Origin of the sequence: Gordonia shandongensis DSM 45094 (assembly GCF_000423025.1) — a bacterium.
Classification (GTDB): domain Bacteria; phylum Actinomycetota; class Actinomycetes; order Mycobacteriales; family Mycobacteriaceae; genus Gordonia; species Gordonia shandongensis.
The window spans coordinates 258,885-280,399 of the sequence record NZ_AUHE01000001.1; the positions used below are offsets into that span (position 1 = coordinate 258,885).

General features: G+C 70.0%; 24 protein-coding genes. 2 read left to right on the plus strand and 22 right to left on the minus strand.

Going from position 1 to position 21,515, the window contains the following annotated elements; translation table 11 throughout:
* The 9 genes from G528_RS0101360 to G528_RS0101400 all read right to left on the minus strand — a co-directional run bounded on the left by G528_RS0101360 (position 1) and on the right by G528_RS0101400 (position 8,035).
* The gene (locus G528_RS0101360) at positions 1 to 957 is read right to left on the minus strand and encodes an SGNH/GDSL hydrolase family protein (protein ID WP_245569638.1); all 957 of its coding nucleotides are present in this window, start codon (positions 955 to 957) and stop codon (positions 1 to 3) included.
* A 3-nt stretch (positions 958 to 960) separates the two neighbouring features.
* Entirely contained in the window at positions 961 to 1,494 is a 534-nt protein-coding gene (locus G528_RS16035) for an EbsA family protein (protein ID WP_245569639.1), read from the minus strand.
* A complete protein-coding gene (locus tag G528_RS16045; protein WP_051198164.1) occupies positions 1,491 to 1,991 on the minus strand; it encodes a hypothetical protein in 501 nt (166 codons plus the stop codon). The genes G528_RS16035 and G528_RS16045 overlap by 4 nt, the downstream gene beginning before the upstream one ends.
* The gene (locus G528_RS0101375) at positions 1,988 to 2,557 is read right to left on the minus strand and encodes a hypothetical protein (RefSeq protein WP_026917399.1); all 570 of its coding nucleotides are present in this window, start codon (positions 2,555 to 2,557) and stop codon (positions 1,988 to 1,990) included. The genes G528_RS16045 and G528_RS0101375 overlap by 4 nt, the downstream gene beginning before the upstream one ends.
* 9 nt (positions 2,558 to 2,566) lie before the next feature.
* Entirely contained in the window at positions 2,567 to 3,556 is a 990-nt protein-coding gene (gene hemB / locus G528_RS0101380) for a porphobilinogen synthase (protein ID WP_026917400.1), read from the minus strand.
* Between the two features lie 13 nt (positions 3,557 to 3,569).
* The gene (locus tag G528_RS0101385; RefSeq protein WP_026917401.1) at positions 3,570 to 5,177 is read right to left on the minus strand and encodes a bifunctional uroporphyrinogen-III C-methyltransferase/uroporphyrinogen-III synthase; all 1,608 of its coding nucleotides are present in this window, start codon (positions 5,175 to 5,177) and stop codon (positions 3,570 to 3,572) included.
* A 99-nt stretch (positions 5,178 to 5,276) separates the two neighbouring features.
* The gene (gene hemC / locus G528_RS0101390) at positions 5,277 to 6,230 is read right to left on the minus strand and encodes a hydroxymethylbilane synthase (RefSeq protein WP_026917402.1); all 954 of its coding nucleotides are present in this window, start codon (positions 6,228 to 6,230) and stop codon (positions 5,277 to 5,279) included.
* Between the two features lie 97 nt (positions 6,231 to 6,327).
* Positions 6,328 to 7,662, minus strand: a complete 1,335-nt coding sequence (locus G528_RS0101395; protein ID WP_026917403.1) for a glutamyl-tRNA reductase — start codon at positions 7,660 to 7,662, stop codon at positions 6,328 to 6,330.
* 133 nt (positions 7,663 to 7,795) lie between these two features.
* Positions 7,796 to 8,035 carry a glutaredoxin family protein gene (locus tag G528_RS0101400; RefSeq protein ID WP_035718627.1) on the minus strand — a complete coding sequence of 80 codons (240 nt, stop codon included), beginning with the start codon at positions 8,033 to 8,035 and terminating at the stop codon, positions 7,796 to 7,798.
* A 161-nt stretch (positions 8,036 to 8,196) separates the two neighbouring features.
* Here G528_RS0101400 and G528_RS0101405 point away from each other — a divergent pair, with 161 nt between their 5' ends.
* Complete coding sequence (locus G528_RS0101405) at positions 8,197 to 9,408, plus strand: HAD family hydrolase (RefSeq protein WP_026917405.1); 1,212 nt, start codon at positions 8,197 to 8,199, stop codon at positions 9,406 to 9,408.
* Positions 9,409 to 9,440: 32 nt separating this feature from the next.
* Here the strand turns inward: G528_RS0101405 and G528_RS0101410 are convergent, their stop codons facing one another.
* The 9 genes from G528_RS0101410 to G528_RS0101450 form a co-directional block, all read right to left on the minus strand.
* The gene (locus G528_RS0101410; protein WP_026917406.1) at positions 9,441 to 10,514 is read right to left on the minus strand and encodes a lysophospholipid acyltransferase family protein; all 1,074 of its coding nucleotides are present in this window, start codon (positions 10,512 to 10,514) and stop codon (positions 9,441 to 9,443) included.
* A gap of 94 nt (positions 10,515 to 10,608) precedes the next feature.
* Positions 10,609 to 11,649, minus strand: a complete 1,041-nt coding sequence (locus tag G528_RS0101415; RefSeq protein WP_026917407.1) for an NAD-dependent epimerase/dehydratase family protein — start codon at positions 11,647 to 11,649, stop codon at positions 10,609 to 10,611.
* Positions 11,650 to 11,709: 60 nt separating this feature from the next.
* Positions 11,710 to 11,811: a 30S ribosomal protein bS22 gene (locus G528_RS18115; protein WP_003402602.1), complete on the minus strand. Its 102-nt coding sequence runs from the start codon at positions 11,809 to 11,811 to the stop codon at positions 11,710 to 11,712.
* Between the two features lie 282 nt (positions 11,812 to 12,093).
* Positions 12,094 to 12,336: a helix-turn-helix domain-containing protein gene (locus G528_RS0101425; RefSeq protein ID WP_026917408.1), complete on the minus strand. Its 243-nt coding sequence runs from the start codon at positions 12,334 to 12,336 to the stop codon at positions 12,094 to 12,096.
* A gap of 183 nt (positions 12,337 to 12,519) precedes the next feature.
* On the minus strand, positions 12,520 to 13,398 hold the full coding sequence (gene proC, locus G528_RS0101430; RefSeq protein ID WP_026917409.1) for a pyrroline-5-carboxylate reductase: 879 nt from the start codon (positions 13,396 to 13,398) through the stop codon (positions 12,520 to 12,522).
* A gap of 80 nt (positions 13,399 to 13,478) precedes the next feature.
* Complete coding sequence (locus tag G528_RS0101435) at positions 13,479 to 14,339, minus strand: thioesterase family protein (protein WP_026917410.1); 861 nt, start codon at positions 14,337 to 14,339, stop codon at positions 13,479 to 13,481.
* A complete protein-coding gene (locus tag G528_RS0101440) occupies positions 14,329 to 15,222 on the minus strand; it encodes a sugar phosphate isomerase/epimerase family protein (RefSeq protein WP_026917411.1) in 894 nt (297 codons plus the stop codon). Before G528_RS0101440 ends, G528_RS0101435 begins: the two co-directional genes overlap by 11 nt.
* 2 nt (positions 15,223 to 15,224) lie before the next feature.
* Positions 15,225 to 16,391 (minus strand): GtrA domain-containing protein, encoded by a 1,167-nt coding sequence (locus G528_RS18765; protein ID WP_026917412.1) that lies wholly within the window; start codon positions 16,389 to 16,391, stop codon positions 15,225 to 15,227.
* Positions 16,392 to 16,421: 30 nt separating this feature from the next.
* Positions 16,422 to 17,372 carry a Ppx/GppA family phosphatase gene (locus G528_RS0101450; protein WP_035718524.1) on the minus strand — a complete coding sequence of 317 codons (951 nt, stop codon included), beginning with the start codon at positions 17,370 to 17,372 and terminating at the stop codon, positions 16,422 to 16,424.
* A gap of 91 nt (positions 17,373 to 17,463) precedes the next feature.
* On the opposite strand from G528_RS0101450, the gene G528_RS0101455 reads away from it, so the two are divergent.
* Positions 17,464 to 18,339, plus strand: coding sequence for a DUF3109 family protein (locus tag G528_RS0101455; RefSeq protein WP_026917414.1), 876 nt, complete (start codon positions 17,464 to 17,466; stop codon positions 18,337 to 18,339).
* A gap of 18 nt (positions 18,340 to 18,357) precedes the next feature.
* Here the strand turns inward: G528_RS0101455 and G528_RS0101460 are convergent, their stop codons facing one another.
* From G528_RS0101460 to G528_RS0101475, 4 genes are all read right to left on the minus strand, one after another.
* Positions 18,358 to 19,047 carry a response regulator transcription factor gene (locus G528_RS0101460; protein ID WP_026917415.1) on the minus strand — a complete coding sequence of 230 codons (690 nt, stop codon included), beginning with the start codon at positions 19,045 to 19,047 and terminating at the stop codon, positions 18,358 to 18,360.
* The gene (locus tag G528_RS0101465; protein ID WP_245569650.1) at positions 19,044 to 20,162 is read right to left on the minus strand and encodes a sensor histidine kinase; all 1,119 of its coding nucleotides are present in this window, start codon (positions 20,160 to 20,162) and stop codon (positions 19,044 to 19,046) included. Before G528_RS0101465 ends, G528_RS0101460 begins: the two co-directional genes overlap by 4 nt.
* A 240-nt stretch (positions 20,163 to 20,402) precedes the next feature.
* Positions 20,403 to 20,708, minus strand: coding sequence for a GNAT family N-acetyltransferase (locus G528_RS0101470; RefSeq protein ID WP_026917417.1), 306 nt, complete (start codon positions 20,706 to 20,708; stop codon positions 20,403 to 20,405).
* A 34-nt stretch (positions 20,709 to 20,742) separates the two neighbouring features.
* A complete protein-coding gene (locus tag G528_RS0101475) occupies positions 20,743 to 21,495 on the minus strand; it encodes a phosphoglyceromutase (protein ID WP_211220584.1) in 753 nt (250 codons plus the stop codon).
* Positions 21,496 to 21,515: the final 20 nt, after the last annotated feature.

Consider the following 21,515-nt stretch of genomic DNA (forward strand, 5'->3'; position numbering starts at 1 on the left):
TCACCGACCGAGCGCCGCGGCGACCGCGTCGGCGATGGCCTGCTGGCCGGACTCGTTGGGGTGCAGGACGATCGCGGAGTCGGCGCCGATCTGCGGTTCGATCCACCGGCGGGGCTTCGGGGCGCACGCGTCGTGCCCCACCGATGCCCGCGACATGTCGACGTAGATTGCGCCGGCGGCGTCCGCGGCGGCGCGGACGACCCTGTTGAGCCGTCGCTGCAGCGCACGGACGTAGGCGACGTCGCCGTCGGCGATCTGGACCGCGGGGCGGCACGCGTGCTCGCCGATCAGCCACGGGTACCCGGCGATCACGACGCGGGCTCTCGGTGCGCGGCCGCGCACCTCGCGCAGTGCGCGCTCCAGGTTCGGACCGGTGACCCGGTCGATCTCACCGAGCGGTTCGTCGCCCAGGGCGCGCCGGCACGGGTCGCCTGCCGGATCGTCGCGGGCCGCACGCGAGCATTCGCCGACGATGGTCGAGAACATCGCCGAGTCGTTGCCGCCGAGCATGAGCGTGACGACGGCGGCGTCGGGGTCCAGGGCCTCGAGCTGGCCGTCGACCCCGTCGTACTGCGCGTCGTACAGGTGTCCCGTGGTGGCTCCCGCGCACGACGCGTCGACGATCCGCATCCGTCCGCGCGCGGCGACGAGCTCCCCGAAGTTGCGCTGCGACCGCTGGCACAGCAGCGGCGAGTCCTCGACGAGCGGCTGCGTTCCGGCGCCGGAGGCGTAACTGTCGCCGAGGTGCACGAGCAGGGGGCGCCGCGATCCGGTGGCGTCCGCCTGTTCCCCACCGCCGTCCTGCCCGCCGCCGCCCGACGCGTCGTCGGTCGAGCCGCTCACCCACAGGACCCCGGCGAGCACGACGATCAGGACGACCACCACCGCCGAACCGGCGACGATCGCACCTCTGACCGCGGAGCGCGGCGGATGCGACGACGGGCTCGGCTCACGCACCGGTCAGGAACGCCCCTTCGTGTCCGACGACCCCTTGGGCGCGAGGCCCATGGTGATCGCGAGGTGCGCCTCGGTCAGTTCGGTGCGCAGACGCTCCCCGTCGCGGGCCCACGCCTGAACGAGCTTGCCGTTCTGGAGTCGGAGTCCGATGCCCTTGCGTCGACGCGGCACCGCGTGCAGTTCGCCGAGCGCCGGGGCGCTCTCCCAGTCGCGCGCCTCCGGGCCGGTGTTCGCCGGGAAGATCTTGACGATCTCGCTGATCTTGATGGTCTGTGTGCCCTCGCGCAGCGTCGTCTCGGTGAGGTGCACCGAGACGTGTTTGCGTGCCGCCACCACCTGCAGGACCGAGAAGCCGACGAGGATCACCCCGAAGAAGGTGAAGACCTCCCAGTGGATCGCGCCGCCGCCGGTGATCTCGAGGATGAGGATCGCGGCGATCAGGACGGGACCGATCGCCACGACCCACCACTTGCCGCCGGGTTCGTACAGCAGGGTCTGCCCCGGATCGTCGGTGTCGTCGGTGTCGCCGCCGCTCACGATCTCGCGTCCGTCTCGTCGTCCGTCGCGTCGTCCGTCGCGTCGTCACAGTCGCCGAGCTGGCACCGGAACCACCGGTCGGCCGCCGGACGGTACGCGAGGTAGGTCCCGGCCAGCCCGATGACCGCGGCCACCAGGACGAGCCACAGCCCCCACATCCCAGCGGACGCGCCGAAGCCGATCGCCATCGCCAGCACCAGCGGGACCACCACGCAGGTGAGCGCCGAGAACGACGAACGCCACTGCAGGACGCCGCGGTAGCTGTTGGCGCCCATCACGTAGTACAAGGCGCCGAGCAGGACGATGAGGATGTCGATGCCGACGACGCCGAAATCGAAGCCGGAGGTGAAGAAGGTGTCGACGAGGACGCCCAGGACGCCGAGGGTGACCAGCAGGCTGCCGGCGATCAACCACAGTCGCAGCGACCACACGACGAGCTTCGGCCGATCCTTGGGGTCGGGCCGTTGCGGTCTGCGTCGGGGAGCGATGTCGATCATCGAACGCCATTCTGCCTTTTACGTGCACGGTGTGCAGCGACCTCGCGACAATATGCCGTGCTGTCGCGGTGCATGAGGGTCGCCAGCGCACCGACCGCGCACACGCCGCCGAGGATGGCCGGGATCATCGACCACGTCGACATCTCCGGTCCGTCGTCGGAGAACAGTCCGAAGATCCCGAACGCCAACTGCACGACCACGAAGGCGCTCAGCCAGCCCAGCAGCAGGCGGGTCCAGTTGTAACCCGACCACGTGCCCCACATCAGTGCGGCCGCGAGCAGCGTCAGCAGCACGATCGACATGGCGAACGACACGACGATCAGCACGTCGAGGTTGTCCAGCAGCTGCTGGTCGCCGGACTTCTCGGTCATCTGCTTCGCCATCCGCCGCATCTCCTCGGAGATGGCACCGTAGTCGGCGATCCTCGAGGCGATCTCGAAGACGATGATCGCCACCCAGAACTGGAGGGCCAGGGTGATGGTGTCGGGCCGTTCGGGGCGGGCTTCGGGCGCGCCCGGGGGCGTCGGCCCCGGGTGCTGCGACGTCGGGAGGTGCGGACCGGTCATGCGTCCAGCCTAATCACGGGCGGCCAGCCGACGTGCCACCTGCGGTGCCGCGTAGGTGAGGATGATCGATGCGCCGGCCCGCGCGATCGACAGGACCGACTCGTCGACGGCGGCGTCGAAGTCGATCCATCCGCGCTCGGCAGCCGCCGACATCATCGCGTATTCGCCGCTGACCTGGTAGGCCGCCACCGGGGCGTCCGTGCGGTCGGCGACGTCGCGGACGATGTCGAGGTAGCTCATGGCGGGTTTCACCATCACCATGTCGGCGCCCTCGTCGAGGTCGGCGAGCAGTTCGCGCGCCGACTCCAGACGGTTCGCCGGATCCTGCTGGTAGGTGCGACGGTCTCCGGTCAGCGACGACCCGACGGCCTCGCGGAACGGACCGTAGAACGCCGAGGCGTATTTGGCGGTGTACGCCAGGATCGCGGTGTCGCTGAACCCGTCGGCGTCGAGGGCGTCGCGGATCGCGGCGACCTGCCCGTCCATCATCCCGCTCGGGCCGACGACGTGGGCGCCGGCGCGGGCCTGCGCGACCGCGAGGGATCGGTAGCGTTCGAGCGTGGCGTCGTTGTCGACCAGTCCGCGCCCGTCGATGACGCCGCAGTGTCCGTGGTCGGTGAACTCGTCGAGGCAGGTGTCGGCCATCAGGACCGTGGTGTCGCCCAGGTCGGCGCGCAACGCTGTCAGCGCGCGGTTGAGGATCCCGTCGGGTGCGTCGCCGACCGATCCGTCGCCGTCCTTGTCGGACTCCTGCGGGACGCCGAACAGCATCAGCCCGCCCACTCCGGCGTCCACGGCGTCGGCGGCCGCCGCACGCAGCGAGTCCATCGTGTGCTGGACGACGCCCGGCATCGACGAGATCGGATGGGGGACGTCGATGCCGTCGGCGACGAACATCGGCAGCACCAGCTGCGCCGGATCCAGGCGGGTCTCGGCGACGAGCCGCCGCATCGCTGCGTTCTGCCGCAGCCGTCGGGGTCGGACGATCGGGCCGGTCATCAGCGCGTCTCCGTCACGACCGCGAGCGGCGGGACTTCTTGCGCGGCGGCGGCAGCGCACCCTCGGCGCGCAGCTGTGCCGCGTGCGCGGCCAGGGCGTCGACCAGTTCGACGATCGACGCGTTCTCCGGACGGACGTCCACCCGGAGGCCGAACTCGGCGGCCGTCTCGGCCGTCTTGGGTCCGATGCAGGCGACGATGGTCCGCGCATGCGGTTTGCCCGCGATGCCCACCAGGTTCCGCACCGTGGAGCTCGAGGTGAAGCACACGGCGTCGAAACCGCCGGTCTTGATCATCTCGCGGGTCTCGGCGGGCGGCGGGGCGGCGCGGACGGTGCGGTAGGCGGTCACGTCGTCGATCTCCCAGCCGCGCTCGCGCAGCCCCTCCGAGAGGGTCTCGGTGGCGATGTCGGCCCGCGGGAGCAGGATGCGGTCGACGGGGTCGAAGACCTCGTCGTAGGGCGGGAAGTCCTCGAGCAACCCGAGAGACGACTGTTCGCCGCTGGGCAGCAGTTCCGGTTCCACGCCGAAGGCGCGCACGCGTGCGGCCGTGCCCTCGCCGACGCAGGCGATCTTGACGCCCGAGAAGGCGCGGGCGTCGAGCCCGAACTCCTCGAACTTCTCCCACACGGCGCGAACCGCGTTCGTGGAGGTGAAGACCACCCACTGGTACCGGCCGTCGACGAGGCCCTTGACTGCGCGTTCCATCTGCGCCGGGCTTCGCGGCGGCTCCACCGCGATGGTCGGGACCTCTTTGGGGATGGCACCGTGCGAGACGAGCCGTTCGCTCATGTCGACGGCCTGCTCCCGGGTCCGCGGCACCAGCACGGTCCAGCCGTAGAGGGCCCGCGACTCCCACCACGAGTACTTGTTGCGGCGGCCGACGATCTTGCCGACGGTCACGACGAGCGGTCCGGTCAGGGCGTTGCCCATCTCGTTCGCCGTCGCCAGCGTCGCCTCGATGGTCCGCTGCGAGCACGTGGTGCCGTTGACGGTGATCGCCACCGGCGTCTGCGGCGCCAGACCGTGTTCGGTGAGGGCGCTCGCCAGTTCGGCCAGGTGGCTCGACGTGGCGTGCAGCACCAGCGGTCCGGGTGCTGCGGCCAGGGCGGACCAGTCGACGTCGCCCCGGACGTCGGCCACCGTGTGGCCCGAGCCGAGCGGCATCCCCGCGAAGCTGGGGACCGCCGAGGCCGCCGGGATTCCGGGCAGCACCTCGAACGGCACGCTGGTGCGGGCGACCGCCGTCACCTCGGCGAGCACGGCGTCGGAAGACATCGGGTCGCCGGCGACGACGCGGACCACGTTGACGCCGGTCTTCGCCTCTGCGACGAGGGTCTTGGCGACCTGCGTGGGATCGCCGAGCGCAGGTTTGATGACGTCGGGCGCCGCCGCGGCCTGTTCGGCGGCCGCCTTTCGGCCCGCGCGGGTCGGCGCGGGCTCGGCGGCGGCGTGCGCGGCACCGATCACGGCCAGGACGCCGGCGGGGACGTCCGGATCGACGTACGCGGATGTCGCGTTCACCAGGACGTCTTGCGCTCGCACGGTCAGCAGATCCGGATTCCCGGGACCCGACCCCACGAACAGGATCCGGCCGGGGTTAACCTTCTTCGTACGGCTCATGCTTCTCGCACTCTCCTGCCCCGCCCCCGGGGCTGCAGTTCGTTCCCACCGCGCTGCGCGCGATGAAGGTCCTCCTCTGCGAGAGTCCGGCCGTGCGCCCTACGCCCCCTTGGGGACCAGAGCGGCGGCGCCGAGCTCAAGCAGTTCGGCGGCGAGATCCGTACCGAGTTGAGCGGCCCGATCCACCGGGCCCACCGCCGACGCGCGGATCTCCTCGGATCCGTCTTCGGCCGCGACCACTGCGCGGAGCGACAGCTCGGCAAAGGTGCGCCCGTCGTCGTCGATCGACTCGACCACCTCGGCCAGCGCACCGACCGGAGCGGTGCACCCGGCCTCGAGGGCCGCGAGTACCGCACGCTCGGCGTCAACCGTTGCGCGGGTGGACGGATCGTCCAACTCGGCGAGAATTCTCACCAGTTCGGCATCGTCGGAGCGGCATTCCACCGCCAGGGCACCCTGTGCCGGCGCGGGCAGCATGACCAGGGGGTCAAGCGCCTCGGTGACGACATCGGCTCGACCGATCCGCACCAGTCCGGCACGGGCTACCACAATCGCGTCCAGCTCACCGCTCGCGACTTTGCCCAACCGAGAATCTAGGTTGCCTCGTAGGGGGCGGATTTCCAAACCGAGACCCCGTGCTCTAAGCTGCGCGGCCCGACGGGGCGACGAGGTGCCGATCACCGACCCGGGGGGAAGCTCGCCGAGGACCTTGTCGCCCCTGCTGACCAGGGCGTCCCGGTAGTCCACGCGGGTCGGCACCGCGGGGAGCGCGATGTCCGGCTCCGGCGCGGTCGGCAGATCCTTGTAGGAGTGGATGGCGACGTCGCATTCGTTCTCCCGCAACGCCGTTCGGATCGCGGTGGTGAAGACGCCGACACCGATCTGCGCGACCGGCGCCGTCGAGGTGTCACCGGCGGTGGTGATGATGACCAGCTCGGCCGGATGTCCGGCGGCGATCAGGCGGTCGGCGATGCCCTGGGCCTGGGTGGTCGCCAGGAGCGATCCCCGCGTGCCGATCCGGATGATGTCACGGTTCCCGGTGGAGTCCGTCACGGTGCTCTCGTCCCACTCTCTGTTGTCGGCGCGAACGATGTCGTCGCGCTCAATCGTGTGTGTGCGCGGGTCCGGCGGGCGCCGAGACCAGGATGGTTCAGGTGTCCTCGTCGACGCCGACGCCGCGGGCCGCAACCGATTCGGCGGCGCCCGGCGCCAGCTCGAACAGTTCGCGGAGCGCTTCGGCGTAGTGGTCGCCGCGTCCCGACGACGCCAGCTGTTTGACGCGGACGGTCGGCGCGTGGAGCAGTTTGTCGGCGACGCGGCGCACCGTCTTGGCGACCTCGTCGCGCTGGGTGTCGTCGAGGTCGGGCAGCCGTCCGGCCAGCCGCAGGATCTCGGCCTCCACGACGTCGGCGGCCCGCTGCCGGAGAGCGGCGACGGTCGGCGTCACCTCGGCCTGACGCTGGACGGACAGGTAGTCGGCGAGTTCGCTCGCGACGATCGCGCGCGCGGCGAGCGCATCGGCCTCGGCGGCCCGGGTCTGCTCGTCCCCGCGGAGCCCCTCGATGTCGATGATGTGCACGTTCGGCAGTCGTGCCGCGGCCGGGTCGACGTCGCGCGGGAGCCCGAGGTCGCAGATCATCAGCGGTGCCGGATTGGTGCGCGCCGCCAGCGCCGAGTGGATCTCCCCGACGCCGAGGACGGCGGTCACCGAACCGGTGCAGGTCACGACGATGTCGGCGTCGGCCATCGCCTCGGCGACGCCGTCGAAGGTGGTGCCGCGCGCCGCGACCGTGTACTTCTCGGCGACCGACGCCGCGACGTCGGCGGCGCGTTCGGCCGTCCGGTTGACGACGGTGATGTCGGCGACCCCGTCGCCCGCCAGCGCGCTGGTCGCCAGCGAGCCCATCGCGCCGGCGCCGAGGACGACGGCCGAGCGCAGCGGGGCGTGCTCGCCGCGGACCGTCGAAGCCCGGTTGAGGGCGACCGAGACGACCGATGCGCCGGCCCGGTCGATCCCGGTCTCGGTGTGCACGCGCTTGCCGACGCGCAATGCCTGCTGGGCGAGCTCGTGGAGGGTGCGGCCGGCCGTCCGGTTGGCGTCGGCGTCGGTGTAGGCGCCGCGGATCTGTCCGAGGATCTGCTGTTCGCCGACGACCATCGAGTCCAGTCCGGCGGCGACGGTGAAGAGGTGTTCCACGGCCGCCTCGGAGTAGCGGACGTAGGCGTGGCCGGTGAGTTCGGCGACCGACAGTCCGCTGTGGTCGCCGATGACGCGGCCCACGGCGTCGAGCGCGGGGTGGAAGGCGTCGACCACCGCGTAGATCTCCACGCGGTTGCAGGTCGAGACCATCATCGCCTCGGAGACGGTGCGGGTGGAGAGCAGGTCGTCGATCAGCTTGCCGCGCTGGTCGTCGGCGACGGCGAGTCGTTCGAGCACGGAGACGGGGGCACTGCGATGGGACACGCCGAACAACAAGACACTCACTGACAACAGCCTCCCGTCCGCGGTTCGCCCCGGACATCGCGCACGCCTGCAGACCATCCGCCGACGACTCGTCGAATGGTTCCAGGCTAGAGCAACGCCGTGGACGTTCGCACGCCCCTCCCCCTCGACGCGGTCACCGCGCGGCGGTCAGGTCGGCTCGCAGGCGCGGCTCGTCGACCTCCCAGTACGAGTGCTCCGCACCGTCGAGGACCACGACGGGCAGCCGATCGCCGTATTCGGCGCGCAGCAGGACGTCACCGGCTGCGGCTCGCTCGTCGACGTCGACGACCTGGGGTTCGAGCCCGTAGTCCGCGAGGATTCGCCGCAGGGTCGACTCGGCTGCGGCGCACGCCGAACATCCGGCGCGCGTCATCAGTTCCACTGCATGTCCCACACCGGCGAGTCTACGAGTCCCGGCGGGCGGACGGCGCACGCCGTCGGTGCGGTCGGTGACGCGGATCGCGCACGCCGTCATCGGTCCCACCGGCGCGATAGGCTGGGGCCCGATCGTCCAACCGCGCTAGGAGGTGGCCCGTGGGCCGCGATTCGATGGACCCGTCCGAGTCGGACGCCGCGCAGTTCACCGACCCGGACGCCGCCGACCCGGACGCCGCTGAGGCTGCCGAGGCTGCCGAGGCCGCCGAGGCTCACGAGGCCGAGGCGGCCGAGTTGGCGGCGGAGCAGTTCGACCTCGCAGACGATGACATCCACGGCGACGAGATCCACGAGGACCGCGACGGCGCCCTCCTGCGGCGACCCGGCGCCCGATCGGCCGATCGCGCCGCCACGGCGGACGAGGATATCGACGAGGAACTGCACCGCATCGGCATGTGGATCACCGAGCGTGCGGGACGATTCCGTCAGACGGCCACGGAACTGCGCCAGGCGCTCGCCGGCGAGGCGTCGGCGACCGCGGCGATCGAGTCCCTGCGCGCCCGCATCCCCGACTCGGGGGCCGGTCAGGTCACCGATCTCACCGCCGCCGCATTCTTCGACGTCGACAACACCCTGGTGCACGGCGCGTCGATCGTCCACTTCGCGCGCGGTCTGGCGTCGCGGGACTACTTCTCGTACAGCGACATCATGAGCGTCGCCTGGCAGCAGGCGAAGTTCCGGATCACCGGCCGGGAGAACGCCGACGACGTCGCGCAGGGGCGTGACATGGCGCTGTCGTTCATCGCGGGCCGGGAGACCGCCGAACTCGTCAGGCTCGGCGAGGAGATCTACGACGAGTACATCGCCGACAAGATCTGGCCGGGCACCGCCGCGCTCGCCCAGCGACATCTGGACGCCGGACAGCAGGTGTGGCTGGTCACGGCCACCCCGGTGGAACTGGCTCAGACGATCGCGAAGCGCCTCGGGCTCACCGGCGCCCTCGGCACGGTCGCCGAGAGCGTCGACGGCGTGTTCACCGGGCGGCTCGTCGGCGACATCCTGCACGGTCCGGGCAAGGCGCACGCCGTCCGGACAATCGCGGTCCGCGAGGGGCTGAACCTCAAACGGTGCACCGCGTATTCCGACTCCCACAACGATGTGCCGATGCTGTCGCTGGTCGGCACGGCCGTGGCGATCAACCCCGACGCCGACCTGCGCGAGGTCGCGCGAGTGCGCGGGTGGGAGCAGTACGACTTCCGGACCGCGCGCAAGGCCGCCAAGTACGGTGCGCAGACCGCGGCGGTGCTCGGTGCGGCGGGCGGCGCGGCCGCACTGGCCTCCCGCGCCCTGCGCCATCTGCCCAAGCAGTAAACCCAGTCCGGTCTGTCCCAGTCCGGTCTGCGCTAGCCGAGGTAGACGCTGCCGCGACGGCTCAGCATCCGGAACAGCGTCTGCTGGATCTCCTCGCGGACGTGATCGGTGAGGTCGAAGACGACCATCGGGTCGTCGGCCGCGGCGTCGTCGTATCCGTCGGTTCTGATCGGCGCGCCGAAGTGGATGTGCCACTTGGACGGCAGCGGGATCACGCCGAGCGGCCCGAGCCACGGGAACAGCGGTGTCACCGGAAAATACGGAAGTCCGAGCGTCCGGGCGAGCGGTTTGAGGTCGGCGACCATCGGGTAGATCTCCTCGGAGCCGACGATCGACACGGGAATGATCGGGGCGCCGGTCCGCAGGGCCGTCGTGACGAATCCGCCGCGACCGAACCGCTGCAGCTTGTAGCGGTCCTTGTAGAGCTTGCCGATGCCCTTGTATCCCTCGGGCCAGACCGCCGTCAGCTCTCCCCTGCGCAGCAGCGCCTCGGCGTCGTCGTTGCACGCGAGGGTGGCGCCGATCCGGCGTGCGAGGTCGCCGACGACCGGCGTCTCGAACGCCATGTCGGCGGCCAGGATGCGGAGGTAGCGCTCGCCGGGATGGTTGTCGCGAACGGCCAGCGAGGTGATGACGGCGTCGATGGGGATGCTGCCCGCGTGGTTGGCGACGAGCAGCCCGGCCCCCTCGGCGGGCAGATTCTCGATCCCGCTGACCTCCACGCGGAACCACTTCTCGTACACCTGGCGCACTGCGGGGAACCACACGGATTCGACGAAGTGCGGGTCGAACCCGAACTCGTCGACGCAGTAGTCGCCGGTCATGCGTTCACGAATGAAACCGCTGGTGGCGATCAGGGAGTCGGCGATCGCGCCGCGGATCCCGCCGAGGCTGAACAGCGGCGAACTCCGCACGGGCGTCACTGGCGGCGACGGCTCGTCGTGCAGGTCGATGCCCTCGTGGATGGGCGTCACCTCGGCGCTCGGTCGACCGAATCCGTCGGTGTTGGGGTGTCCGGCCGGTGCACCGCGATGCGCGGTCGGGTCGGTGTAGAGCGCGATCACCTTCGCGGTCCGCGCGTCTCCCGGCTTCTGAGCAGCCGCCATGTCACACCCCCGCCTCACCGGTCGATTTCGTCTGTCGGGTTCTCACCCGGGCCATCTCCATAGTACGGGCAGCGGCGGATCGCAGCGGGACGGGCTACTGCAGGGCCGTCGCCGCCGCGACTGCGCGGCGGGCGAACCCGTCCCACGCGTCGGCCGTGATGACGGGCTCGGTGCGGCCGCGGTCGATGAAGTCGTCGAGGGTCTCCAGCGAGGTGTACCGCGGCTCGAAGCCGAGTTCCGACCGCATCCGCGCGGTGTCCAGGACGCGCCCGTACGTCAGATAGGGCGCCTGTTCCGACCGGATGCCGGGCCGCGAGCTCTGCAGGACCCCGACGATCGGCGAGATCAGGCCCTGGGGGACGGGGAGTTCCACGTGGCCCGCGCGATGCACCGCCTGGGAGAGCGTCACGACGCCGTCGCCGGCGACGTTGAAGGTGCCCGGCCGCGGTTCGAGGGTCGCGTGCTCGAGCGCCGCCAGCGCGTCCTCCTCGTGCAGGAACTGCAGGCGGGGTTGGAAGCCGAAGACGGTGGGGACCACCGGCAGCGAGAGGTAGGCGCTCATCCGGGTGCGGATGCGCGGGCCGAGGATCGACTGGAAGCGGAGGATCGAGACCTCGACGTCCTGCCGTCGGCGCGACAGGCCGCGCGCGTAGCCCTCCATGTCGATCAGATCGCGCCCGTACCCGTTGCGCGGCTCCCGTCGCGCCGGAGTGCCCTCGGTGAAGAACCCGGGATCGCTGGGGCCGGCGCCGTAGACCATCGCACTCGAACGCAGGACGAGGCGTTTCACCGACGGGCTCCGCTGACAGGCGGCGGCCACCTGCATGGTTCCGACGACGTTCAGCTCCTTGATGGCCGCGGAGTGTTCGGCGCTGTCCATGATGGACGGCGCGGCGTGGACCACGGTGTCGACGTCGTACTGGGCGATCGCCTTGGCGACGGCGGGTCGTCTGATGTCGAGGCGAAGGAAGTCGGCGCGCCCCATGCGGCGCATCAGATCCTTGGTGGGGACGCGCGAGTCGACGGCGACCACCCGTTCGACGTCGGGGTTGGCCGCCAGTCGCGCCACGAGGTATCCGCCGAGGAACGTGGACGCCCCGGTCACCAGGACGGAGCGTGGGGCGGTTTCGGTCATGGTTTCAGCCTATCGCCACGCGAAGCAGCGAACCCGCCCCGGTGGGGCGGGTTCGGAGCATCACTTGCCGAGTTTGCGACGCTGGACTCGCGTGCGACGAAGCAGTTTGCGGTGCTTCTTCTTCGACATGCGCTTGCGGCGCTTCTTGATAACGGAACCCATTGGTTCTCCCTCACGATCGGTACTGAAGAAATCTCAGGTGGCGAAATCTCCTGGGGCCTGGCCCGAAGACGCACGCCGGGCCGTCGCCGACTACGAGCGTGGGCTCGGGCGACAGCGACCTGACCGATAATGCTACCGATCCGATGAACTCGAGGCGAATTCGCACCCCGGGGTCGGCGCCCCTCCAATGCCGAGAGCCCCTGGAGACCCGTCGGGTCCTCAGGGGTTCTCGCGGCGATGGGGCCCGGTCAGCCCGCGTCGAAGGTCAACCCTCGTCGAAGGTCAGCCTGCGTCGAAGTACGACGTCTCGAGGTACTCGTGGACGGCCTTCGCGTGCACGCGGAAGGAGCGGCCGACGCGGACGGCCGGGAGCTCACCGTTGTGCACGAGCCGGTAGACGGTCATCTTCGAGACGCGCATCAGGGATGCGACCTCGGCGACGGTCAGGAACTGGGTTGCCGAGGAGTTGCCGACGCCGCGGTCCGCGAAGTCGTTCCGCTCGGCAGGCTTATCTGCTGCAGCCATGAAAATACCAACCTTAAGTGCACGCATCGTGGCCACAGGCTTCCCCTCCTGCGGACATCAGACACGTACGTGCTGCTAGCAGCCTAGCGTGGCAGGTGTGAAAAGTGCGACGTGAGTGGCGAATTTCCTCTCATCGGACCCGCCGACACCGCCGACGATCCCACGAAATCGCAGGCCCGGGCGCTATTGTGTCTCGCTCGCCGTTTCCACACCGAGCTGCACACCCTTCCCAGAACTCTCAACTTCGACTCGACGTGCAGTGCGCGCGCTCACTTCCGCACAGGCGAATGCGGCCTCGTTCACCGCATGCCGCAGGCCCGCCCGCTCGAACTCCCGCAGAGCGGCCGCCGTCGTACCGCCGGGCGAGGTGACCGCCGCCCTGAGCTCCACCGGCGACAGCCCCGACTCGCTGAGCAGCGCGCCCGCACCCCGGACGGTCTGGATGGCCAGCTCCGACGCCTGCGGACGCGTGAGTCCCAGCGAGACGCCGGCGTCGATCATCGCCTCCACCATCAGGAAGAAGTACGCGGGCCCCGATCCGGAGATCGCGGTGACCGCATCCATCAGCTTCTCCGGGACCACCGTCACCTTGCCGACGCTCTCGAGCAGCCGCACCGTGAGGTCGACCTGCTCGTCCTCCGCGTACCGACCCGGACTGACCGCGCACATCGCCTCGTTGACCAGCATCGGCGTATTCGGCATCACCCGGATCACGGGCGACCCCGCCTGCAGGGCCGACTCGTAACGACTCGTCGGGATGCCGGCGACCAGCGTGACGGTGATCCGTTCGCTCTCACCGTCGTCGTCGGTCACCGACAGCTTCTGCAGAACCTGGTCGACGGCGTCGGGCTTCACCGCGATGAAGACCACCCGCGCACCCTCGACGGCGTCGGCCAGATCGTCGGTGACGCGGATGCCGTAGTCGCCGGTCAGTTCCGCCGACCGTTCCGCGGACTTCTCGGCGACGACGAGATCGCGGGCCGGCTTGCCGGATTTGATCAACCCGGCGAGCAGGGCCTCACCGATCTTGCCACCGCCGATAATCGCGACGCGCTCGGTCATGTGCGATCACTGCCTTTCATGAATACGGGTATCTGGGAGATGCGGGTATCTGGGGGGAGCTGACGGCCGACGCGGCCGTGTCACGGACGGGACTCGGCCGGAATCAACGCGAGCTGCCGCGACTGTGCCACCAGCGCCCCGGTGGAGTCGAGCACCACGTGGTCCTCGGCGAACATCCCGGCGCCGACCTCGGTGGACGACGCCGCGAACCGCAGCCATCCGGGCGCGGGCACCCGCCGCAGGTAGGTCGTCAGCTGGACGGTCGGCGCCCAGCCGAACATCCCGAGGTTCATCACCACCGGCGGCGACAGGTCGCAGACGAGGATCGGATAGCCGGCGCGGACCACGTCGGGCAGATCGTCGGCGTCGCGGGGTCGAGTCCACCCGCGAACGACGGGTTCACCGGTCTCACCGCGCAGCGCGGGAAACTCGTCGAGCAGGATCACGTTCTCGATGGCCTGCCCGAGGTGGACGACCTGGCCGACCGGTGTGGTGTAGATGTCCGGGATGTCGGCGGGCGGCTCCACCGGCAGATCGGAGGCGCGGTTGGCGCCCCGATGCACCGGCTCGCCCGTGTCGAGGCGACCGAGGGTGACGGTCGAGGTCACCGCGGTCCGCCCGCCCTGCACCACGTCGACGCGTGCCAGCGAGACCGTCCGCCCGGTCTTCACCAGGGTCACCTCGACGTCCACGTCTGCGGGGTCGGGCGCGGCCAGGAAGTCGCTGGCGATCGCGAGGGCCGTGACACCGTCGCGGTCGGCTCCGCCCAGGTCGTGCACCGCACGCCGCGCGGCCTCGGCGACGATCATCTGGATGCTGCCGCCGTGCACCTTGTCGCCGATGGTGAACACGGGGCTGATGGTCGTGCGGTAGGCCGCGCGCCCACCGTCGGCCCTCCCGGTCGGGGCCAGATCGACCAGGTGGGCCAGATCAGTCGACATCCGTCTGCACTTCCTTTGTTCTCGCCGTGTCGCGCTCCAGATGGGTGCGCGCGAACTCCAACGATCGCACGAGCATCGCCGCCCGTTCATTCCTGGTCCGGGCGGACGCCGTGTGCACCTCGAGGACGACGGCCCCGGCGAAGTCGCTCGCCGCGAGATTCCGGCAGATCTCGATGCACGGCTGCGACCCGTCGCCCGGAATCAGGTGCTCGTCGTGCGCGGCTCCGGTCCCGTCGGTGAGGTGCAGGTGTGTGAGCCCCTCCCCCATCCGGTTCTGCATGCGAAGCGCATCGACGCCCGCCGTCGCCGCATGCGACAGATCGAGCGTGTAATGGTCGTATCCGTGTTCGGTCGGGTCGATCGACTTGCCGAACGCCGACGCGCTCGGCCCGGGGCGCCCGCCGCGCGACGCCATCCGCGCAGCGGAGCGCTCGCCGGCGCCCCACAGCCGATCGGCGCGCATGGGGAACATGTTCTCCACGGCCACCGCGACGTCGGACGACGCCTCCAGCTCGCCGACCAGATCGTCGAAGACGCGGACGTACTCGCGCTGCCAGCGAAACGGCGGGTGCACCACCACCGTCGACGCCCCCAGCTCCTCGGCGGCCTGCACCGACCTCCGAAGCTTCACCACCGGATCGCGGCCCCAGACGCGCTGGGAGATGAGCAGGCACGGCGCGTGCACCGACAGCACCGGCATCTGGTACTGCTGCGACAGGTGCGCGACGTGCGCCACGTCTTGGCTGACCGCGTCGCCCCACACCATCAACTCGACGCCGTCGTATCCCAGGTCGGCGGCGTACCGGAACGCCGCCTCGGTGTTCTGCGGGTACACCGAGGCCGTCGAGAGGCCCACCGGGATCGGAAACTGCAGTGACGACACGCTCAGGCCGCCAGCAGGACCAGCGGGCCGATCGTCACGAGCATGCCGACCCCCAGTGCGAGGAGGGTCGTCGCCAGATCGCGTTTACGCAGGATGTGCGCAAACGTGACGATCGCGAAGATCACCAGTACCGCCAGGATCAACGCCAGGTAGATGTATCGCTTCCACAGTTCGGTGAAGCCCCAGAACAGTCCGGCCCCGATCGCCAGGCCGAGGATCACTTCGCCGGCGAACGCCAGCCAACCCATGATCGCGGCGCGGGTGCCGGGCTCGATCCTCGCGGGCTTCGCCCGCTTCTGCGCGTCCGGCTTCACCCGGCTCTTGAGCTTCGTCGAGCGTTTGGGTTCCTTCGGGGTCTTCTGCTTCTTCGCCCTGGTCTTGGTCTTCGCATTCGCCTTGGTCTTCGGCTTGGTCTTGGTCTTCGCCTTGGTCTTGGTCTTGGTCGCAGCGTCGTCGGCGGCCAGCCCGTCGTCGAGCAGGCCGTCGTCGGGCAGTCGATCCTCGGCCAGTCCGTCGTCGGCCAGTCCGTCGTCGGCCAGTCCATCCTCGAGCAGGCCGTCGTCGAGCAGGCCGCCGGCGGGCACGTCATCGTCGTCGACGGCATCCGGTGCGGCCGGGTCGACGGTGTCGACGGCGTCGCTCACGGCTCCGACGTCATCGACACCCCAGAGCGGCGCCCGCGTCAGCGGCGCGGCGTCCGCGACGTCGTCCTCGGGCTCCGCCGACCGGGTGTTCGGGGTGTTCACCGTCGAGAAGAAATCCAGCTCGTCGGCGGCCGACGACGTGCGGATCTCCGCGGGCGGCAGATGGTAGCCGACGATGTCGTCACCGTCCACGGGGCGCACGTCGTCGGTGACGACGGGGATGATCCCGGTGACCGCGTTGGCGTTCTCCTCCCGCGGATCCTGCACCTCCCGCGGCTCCTGATCCGCGGGGGGCGCGGGCTCGGGCTGCGCCGGCTCGGGGTGCGCGGGCATCCCGCTCGCACCCACCGCCCGCCGACGCGAACGCCGCGGAGTGTCGCGGGTGTCGGCGCCTCGGCCGTCGGACCCGGCGGGGCGCTCCACATCGAGCGGCGACGCCTTGGGGAACGCCGACGACTCGTCGGCGCGCGCGATCAGCTCGGACACGCTGATGCGGCGTCCCCGCGAGTCGGAATCCTTCGCCATATTCCCTCGGCACCCCTGTTGGTCGGCTGATCAGCCGGTGGTCACCATGGCCCCGGCCGGCTCGGCGTCCAGGCGCCGAAGGATGACGCCCTCCCGCAGAGCCCACGGACAGATCTCCAGTGTATCGACTCCGGTCGCTCGCATCGCCGCCTCCGCGACGAGCGCACCCGCCACGATCTGACCGGCGCGGTCGGCGCTCACCCCCTCCAGGTCGGCCCGGTCCGACGCCGTCATCCGCGAGATGAAGGCGATCAGCTGGCGCACACCGTTGGCGGTGACGGTCCGACGCACCCGCGGTCCCGCCCCCGACGGGGCGGCGCCGGTGAGTCGAGCCAACGACCGGAACGTCTTCGACGACCCGACCGCGAGATCCGGCTTCCCCGGCGCCCGCAACTGTTTGGCGACGGGTTTGAGCTCGGCGTCGAGCCAGTCGCGGAGCACCGAGACGTGCCTCTTGCTCGGGGGGTCGCCGGGCAGCCACTCGCGGGTGAGACGACCGGCGCCGAGCGGCAGCGAGAGCGCCACCTCGGGCTCCTCGTCGACCCCGTTGGTCATCTCCAGGCTGCCGCCGCCGATGTCGAACGACATGATGCGGCCGGCGCTCCAGCCGTACCAGCGGCGGACCGCCAACGACGTCAAACGCGCCTCGTCAACGCCTTCGAGCACCTGGATCTCGGTCCCCGATGCCGCCTCGACCTGCGCCAACACATCGTCACAGTTGGTCGCGTCGCGTACCGCGGAAGTTGCGAAGGCCATCACCTGCTGGCATCCGGACGCCACCGCGATCCGCGTGAAGTCCTCCACCGTCGCGGTCAACGCGTCGGCTCCCGACTGCCGCATCCGGCCGGTGTCGTCGATCTCCTCGGCGAGCCGCAACACCGCCTTGGTGGAGCTCATCGGGCTCGGATGGCCGCCCCGGTGCGCGTCGACCACCAGCAGATGCACGGTATTGCTGCCCACATCGAGCACTCCTAGTCGCACCCGATCAAACGTACTGTGCGAACCCGCGCGACGCGAGCGGGGCTACCGTGTACCGGTGAGAACGGGCGCCCGACGAGAGAGGAGGTGGACCGTGACGAGACGGGACACCCCCGCCCCCGAGGTACCGCTGGACTTTCCCCGCGAGTGGTACGAGTTCACCGATCCCGACGACCCCGAGCACATCATCCGCGCGGACCTCACCTGGCTGCTGTCCCGCTGGAACTGCGTGTTCGGCACTCCGGCGTGTCGCGGGATCATCGCGGGCCGCGAATCGGACGGCTGCTGCACCCACGGTGCGTACCTCAGTGACGACGCCGACCGCGAGAACCTCGCCGCCGGCGTCGCGCAGCTGACCGCCGACGACTGGCAGTTCCACGCCGAGGGCTCGGCCGACGACCCGTTGGGCGCGGGCGGATACCTGGAGGAGGTCGACGACCCCGACACAGGGGATTCGGCAGGGGACGCGGCGGGGGACTCCGGCTCTGAGCCGGCGCTCAAGACCCGACTGCACGACGGCGCGTGCATCTTCCTCAACCGCCCCGGATTCGCGGCCGGCCGGGGTTGCGCCCTGCACTCGATGGCTCTGCGGCGCGGCATCGAACCGCTCACCGTGAAGCCGGAGGTGTGCTGGCAGCTCCCCCTGCGCCGCGAGCAGGAGGACGTCGAACGCCCCGACGGCAGCGAGGTCCTGCGGACCACGCTCACCGAGTTCGATCGCCGCGGCTGGGGCGAGGGCGGCCACGACCTCGACTGGTACTGCTCCGGCTCACCGGACGCGCACACCGGTGCGCGCCGCGTCTACGAGTCGTACCGGCCCGAGCTGATCGCGCTGATCGGCGAACCCGCCTACGAGCTCCTCGCCGAGGCGTGCCGCCTGCGCGCCGACCTCGGTCTGGTGGCCGTTCACCCGGCGACGGCGGCGGCCACCGAGCGGCGTGCCACCGACATCAAATACGAGCAGCTCTGAGCTCAGGGCTCGAACTTCTCAGGGCTCGAACTTGTAGCCGAGTCCGCGGACCGTGATGAGATGCCGCGGCTGCGACGGATCGGGTTCGACCTTCGAACGGAGTCGCTTGACGTGCACGTCGAGCGTCTTGGTGTCGCCGACGTAGTCGGCGCCCCACACCCGGTCGATGAGCTGACTGCGCGTGAGCACGCGGCCGGAGTTCCGCAGCAGATACTCCAGGAGGTCGAACTCCTTGAGGGGCAGCGTCACATCGTCGCCCGCGACGGTGACCGTGTGCCGCTGCACGTCCATCCGGACCGGACCGACCTCGACCACGCCGATGGCGGCGTCCTCGTCGTCGGCCACCACACCGCCGCGACGCAGGACCGCCCGGATCCGAGCGATCAGCTCACGCGCCGAGTACGGCTTGGTGACGTAGTCGTCGGCACCGAGCTCGAGCCCGACGACCTTGTCGATCTCACTGTCGCGTGCCGTCACCATGATCACCGGGACCTGCGACTTGGCGCGGATCGACTTGCAGATCTCCGTGCCGGAGACGCCCGGCAGCATGAGGTCGAGAAGGACGATGTCGGGGTTCACGCGCTCGAACGTCGCCAGCGCCTGCGAGCCGTCGTTGACGATGCTCGCCTCGAAGCCCTCCTTGCGGAGCAGGAAGGCCAGCGGATCGGCCAGCGACTCTTCGTCTTCGACAATCAGTACGTGCGTCAACTCGTGGATTCCTCTTGGTTCGTCGACTCCGTGTCGTGGTGCGACGGCGAGTCGATGGGGATGTACAGGCTGAAGGTCGACCCGGTTCCGGGGCGACTCCACAGCCCGATGTGACCGCCGTGGCTGGCGGCGACGTGTTTGACGATGGCCAGACCGAGTCCGGTCCCGCCGGTGGCTCGCGACCGCGCCTTGTCGACGCGGAAGAAGCGTTCGAAGACCCGCTGCTGGTCGGCGGGTGCGATGCCGATGCCGCGGTCGGTGACGGCGATCGCCACCATCTCCTGCTCGTCGACGGTCACCGTCTTGCGGCTGACCGAGACCACCTCGCCCGTCGGCGAGTGGTTGATCGCATTGACCAGCAGGTTCGACAGCGCGGTGAGCAGGAGGGTCCGGTCGCCGAGGATGTGCAGTCCGCTCGGCTCGTCGGTCACCAGGTCGATCTCGGCGACCTCCGCGGAGACGCCCGCCGAGGAGACGGCGTCTTCGACGACGCCGTCGACGTCGATCTCCTGGAAGTCGGGGATGCGCCCCTCCTGCAGTCGCGAGAGTCCGATCAGCTCGTTGACCAGCGACCCCATCCGCGTCGCCTCCTTGAGGACGCGGCGGCCGAAGTGCTCGACGGCTTCGGGGTCGTCGCGCGATTCGAGCATCGCCTCGGCCATCAGGCTGATCGCCCCCAGGGGCGTCTTGAGCTCATGGGACACGTTGGCGGCGAAGTCCCGGCGGGTCGCCTCCACGCGCTGGTTCGTCGAGTCGTCGTCGCCGTACACCAGCGAGTACCGGGCCCCGCCGTACTCGGCGAGCCGCGCGACGCATCGCACGTTCTCGACGGCGCGGGGCGCGGTGCGGCCGGTCGAGAGGAAGCCCAGCGACGAATGCGGCGGCACGAAGTCGAAATGGCGGTCGATACCGGTGACGAAGACCTCGGTGACCGCCTCGGCGACGCCGTCCGAGAGGGTGTCGCGGAGCATGCCGAGTTCCACGGCGCGCTTGTTGTAGAGGACGATGGTGTGGAATTCGTCGACGACGATCGCACCGGTCTCGGTGTATGCGATGAGGAGTGCCAGCAGGTCCGACCGCGAGTCGGCGTTGCCCACATAGACCAGATCGTCGATGCTCGACGATCGCGGCCGGGTCGGGTCTATCGATCCAGGACTCACCGCGCTCGGCACTCCCGCCGCTCTGCTCCCCCAACTGTCACTGACACACCCGAATCCTACGATGGTCGCCGAGAGTTCGCAGCGCGGGCCGCCACAGTTGGGAGTGCGTTCACATCCGGTTCGCCTGGGTTGCGGTCAGGTGAACTGCGGTCGAGTGAACTGCGGTCAAGTGGAACTGCGGCCGACGCTCGCGTCTCAGCTCGCGACGATGTCGGAGTACTCGGGATGCTTCTCGATGTACTTCTGGACGTAGGTGCACACCGGCACCACGGTGCGTCCGGCGGCCCGGACGTCGTCGAGGACCGACTTCACCAGTTGCGCGGCCAGACCGCGGCCGCCGAAACGTTCGTAGATCACGGTGTGGGTGAGCGCGATGCGGTCGCCGTCCTGCGTGTAGTCGATGTAACCGGCCTCCACGGGGCCGTCCTCAGCCTCGGACAGGTCCGCTCGGTAGCGCTCCTGCTCCGTCAGATGGGTCACCTCGAGAGTCGCGTCAGCCATGACTCCAATGTATCTCAGGCCACAGGAGTGCGCACTACTTGTTTCCCTGCGCCGCAACGGCTGCCGCACCCGCGGCCGCCGCCTCCGGGTCGAGGTAGACGCCGCCGGGCGTCACCGGCCGGAGGTTCTCGTCGAGGTCGTAGCGCAGCGGGTTCCCGGTCGGGATGTTGAGCTGCGCGATGTCCGCGTCGGAGATCTCGTCGAGGTACTTGACGAGCGCACGCAGCGAGTTGCCGTGCGCGGCGACCAGCACGGTCTTGCCCGCACGCAGGTCCGCCTCGATCGCCTCGTGGTAGTACGGGATCAACCGGGTCACGACGTCCAGCAGGCACTCGGTGAGCGGCACGTCGATGTCCGCGTAGCGCGGATCGCCGACCTGGCTGAATTCGGCGTTCGCCTCGATGGCAGGCGGCGGGGTGTCGTAGCTGCGCCGCCACAGCATGAACTGCTCGTCGCCGTACTTCGCCTTCGTCTCCGCCTTGTCGAGCCCCTGGAGCGCGCCGTAGTGCCGCTCGTTGAGCCGCCAGTCGCGGACCACCGGGATCCAGTGCCGGTCGGCGGTCTCGAGCGCGATCTCCGCCGTCACGATGGCCCGACGCAGCAGCGACGTGTAGAGGACGTCGGGCAGCAGGTCGTGCTCCACGAGCAGCTCACCGGCGCGAACCGCCTCGGCCCGCCCCTTCTCGGTCAGTGCGACGTCGACCCAGCCGGTGAACTGGTTCGACGCGTTCCATTCGCTCTCGCCGTGGCGCATCAGGATGAGGGTGCCGTTGCTCATGCGAGACATCTTCCCACAGGGGTCGGCGG

Bases quoted from the DNA above. Each gene is read 5' to 3' on its own strand.
- G528_RS16045 (WP_051198164.1), bottom strand. From the start codon at position 1,991: ATGATCGACATCGCTCCCCGACGCAGACCGCAACGGCCCGACCCCAAG.
- G528_RS0101375 (WP_026917399.1), bottom strand. From the start codon at position 2,557: ATGACCGGTCCGCACCTCCCGACGTCGCAGCACCCGGGGCCGACGCCC.
- hemB (WP_026917400.1), bottom strand. From the start codon at position 3,556: ATGACCGGCCCGATCGTCCGACCCCGACGGCTGCGGCAGAACGCAGCG.
- G528_RS0101385 (WP_026917401.1), bottom strand. From the start codon at position 5,177: ATGAGCCGTACGAAGAAGGTTAACCCCGGCCGGATCCTGTTCGTGGGG.
- G528_RS0101400 (WP_035718627.1), bottom strand. From the start codon at position 8,035: ATGACGCGCGCCGGATGTTCGGCGTGCGCCGCAGCCGAGTCGACCCTG.
- G528_RS0101410 (WP_026917406.1), bottom strand. From the start codon at position 10,514: ATGGCGGCTGCTCAGAAGCCGGGAGACGCGCGGACCGCGAAGGTGATC.
- G528_RS0101415 (WP_026917407.1), bottom strand. From the start codon at position 11,649: ATGACCGAAACCGCCCCACGCTCCGTCCTGGTGACCGGGGCGTCCACG.
- G528_RS18115 (WP_003402602.1), bottom strand. From the start codon at position 11,811: ATGGGTTCCGTTATCAAGAAGCGCCGCAAGCGCATGTCGAAGAAGAAG.
- G528_RS0101425 (WP_026917408.1), bottom strand. From the start codon at position 12,336: ATGGCTGCAGCAGATAAGCCTGCCGAGCGGAACGACTTCGCGGACCGC.
- proC (WP_026917409.1), bottom strand. From the start codon at position 13,398: ATGACCGAGCGCGTCGCGATTATCGGCGGTGGCAAGATCGGTGAGGCC.
- G528_RS0101435 (WP_026917410.1), bottom strand. From the start codon at position 14,339: ATGTCGACTGATCTGGCCCACCTGGTCGATCTGGCCCCGACCGGGAGG.
- G528_RS18765 (WP_026917412.1), bottom strand. From the start codon at position 16,391: ATGGCGAAGGATTCCGACTCGCGGGGACGCCGCATCAGCGTGTCCGAG.
- G528_RS0101470 (WP_026917417.1), bottom strand. From the start codon at position 20,708: ATGGCTGACGCGACTCTCGAGGTGACCCATCTGACGGAGCAGGAGCGC.
- G528_RS0101475 (WP_211220584.1), bottom strand. From the start codon at position 21,495: ATGTCTCGCATGAGCAACGGCACCCTCATCCTGATGCGCCACGGCGAG.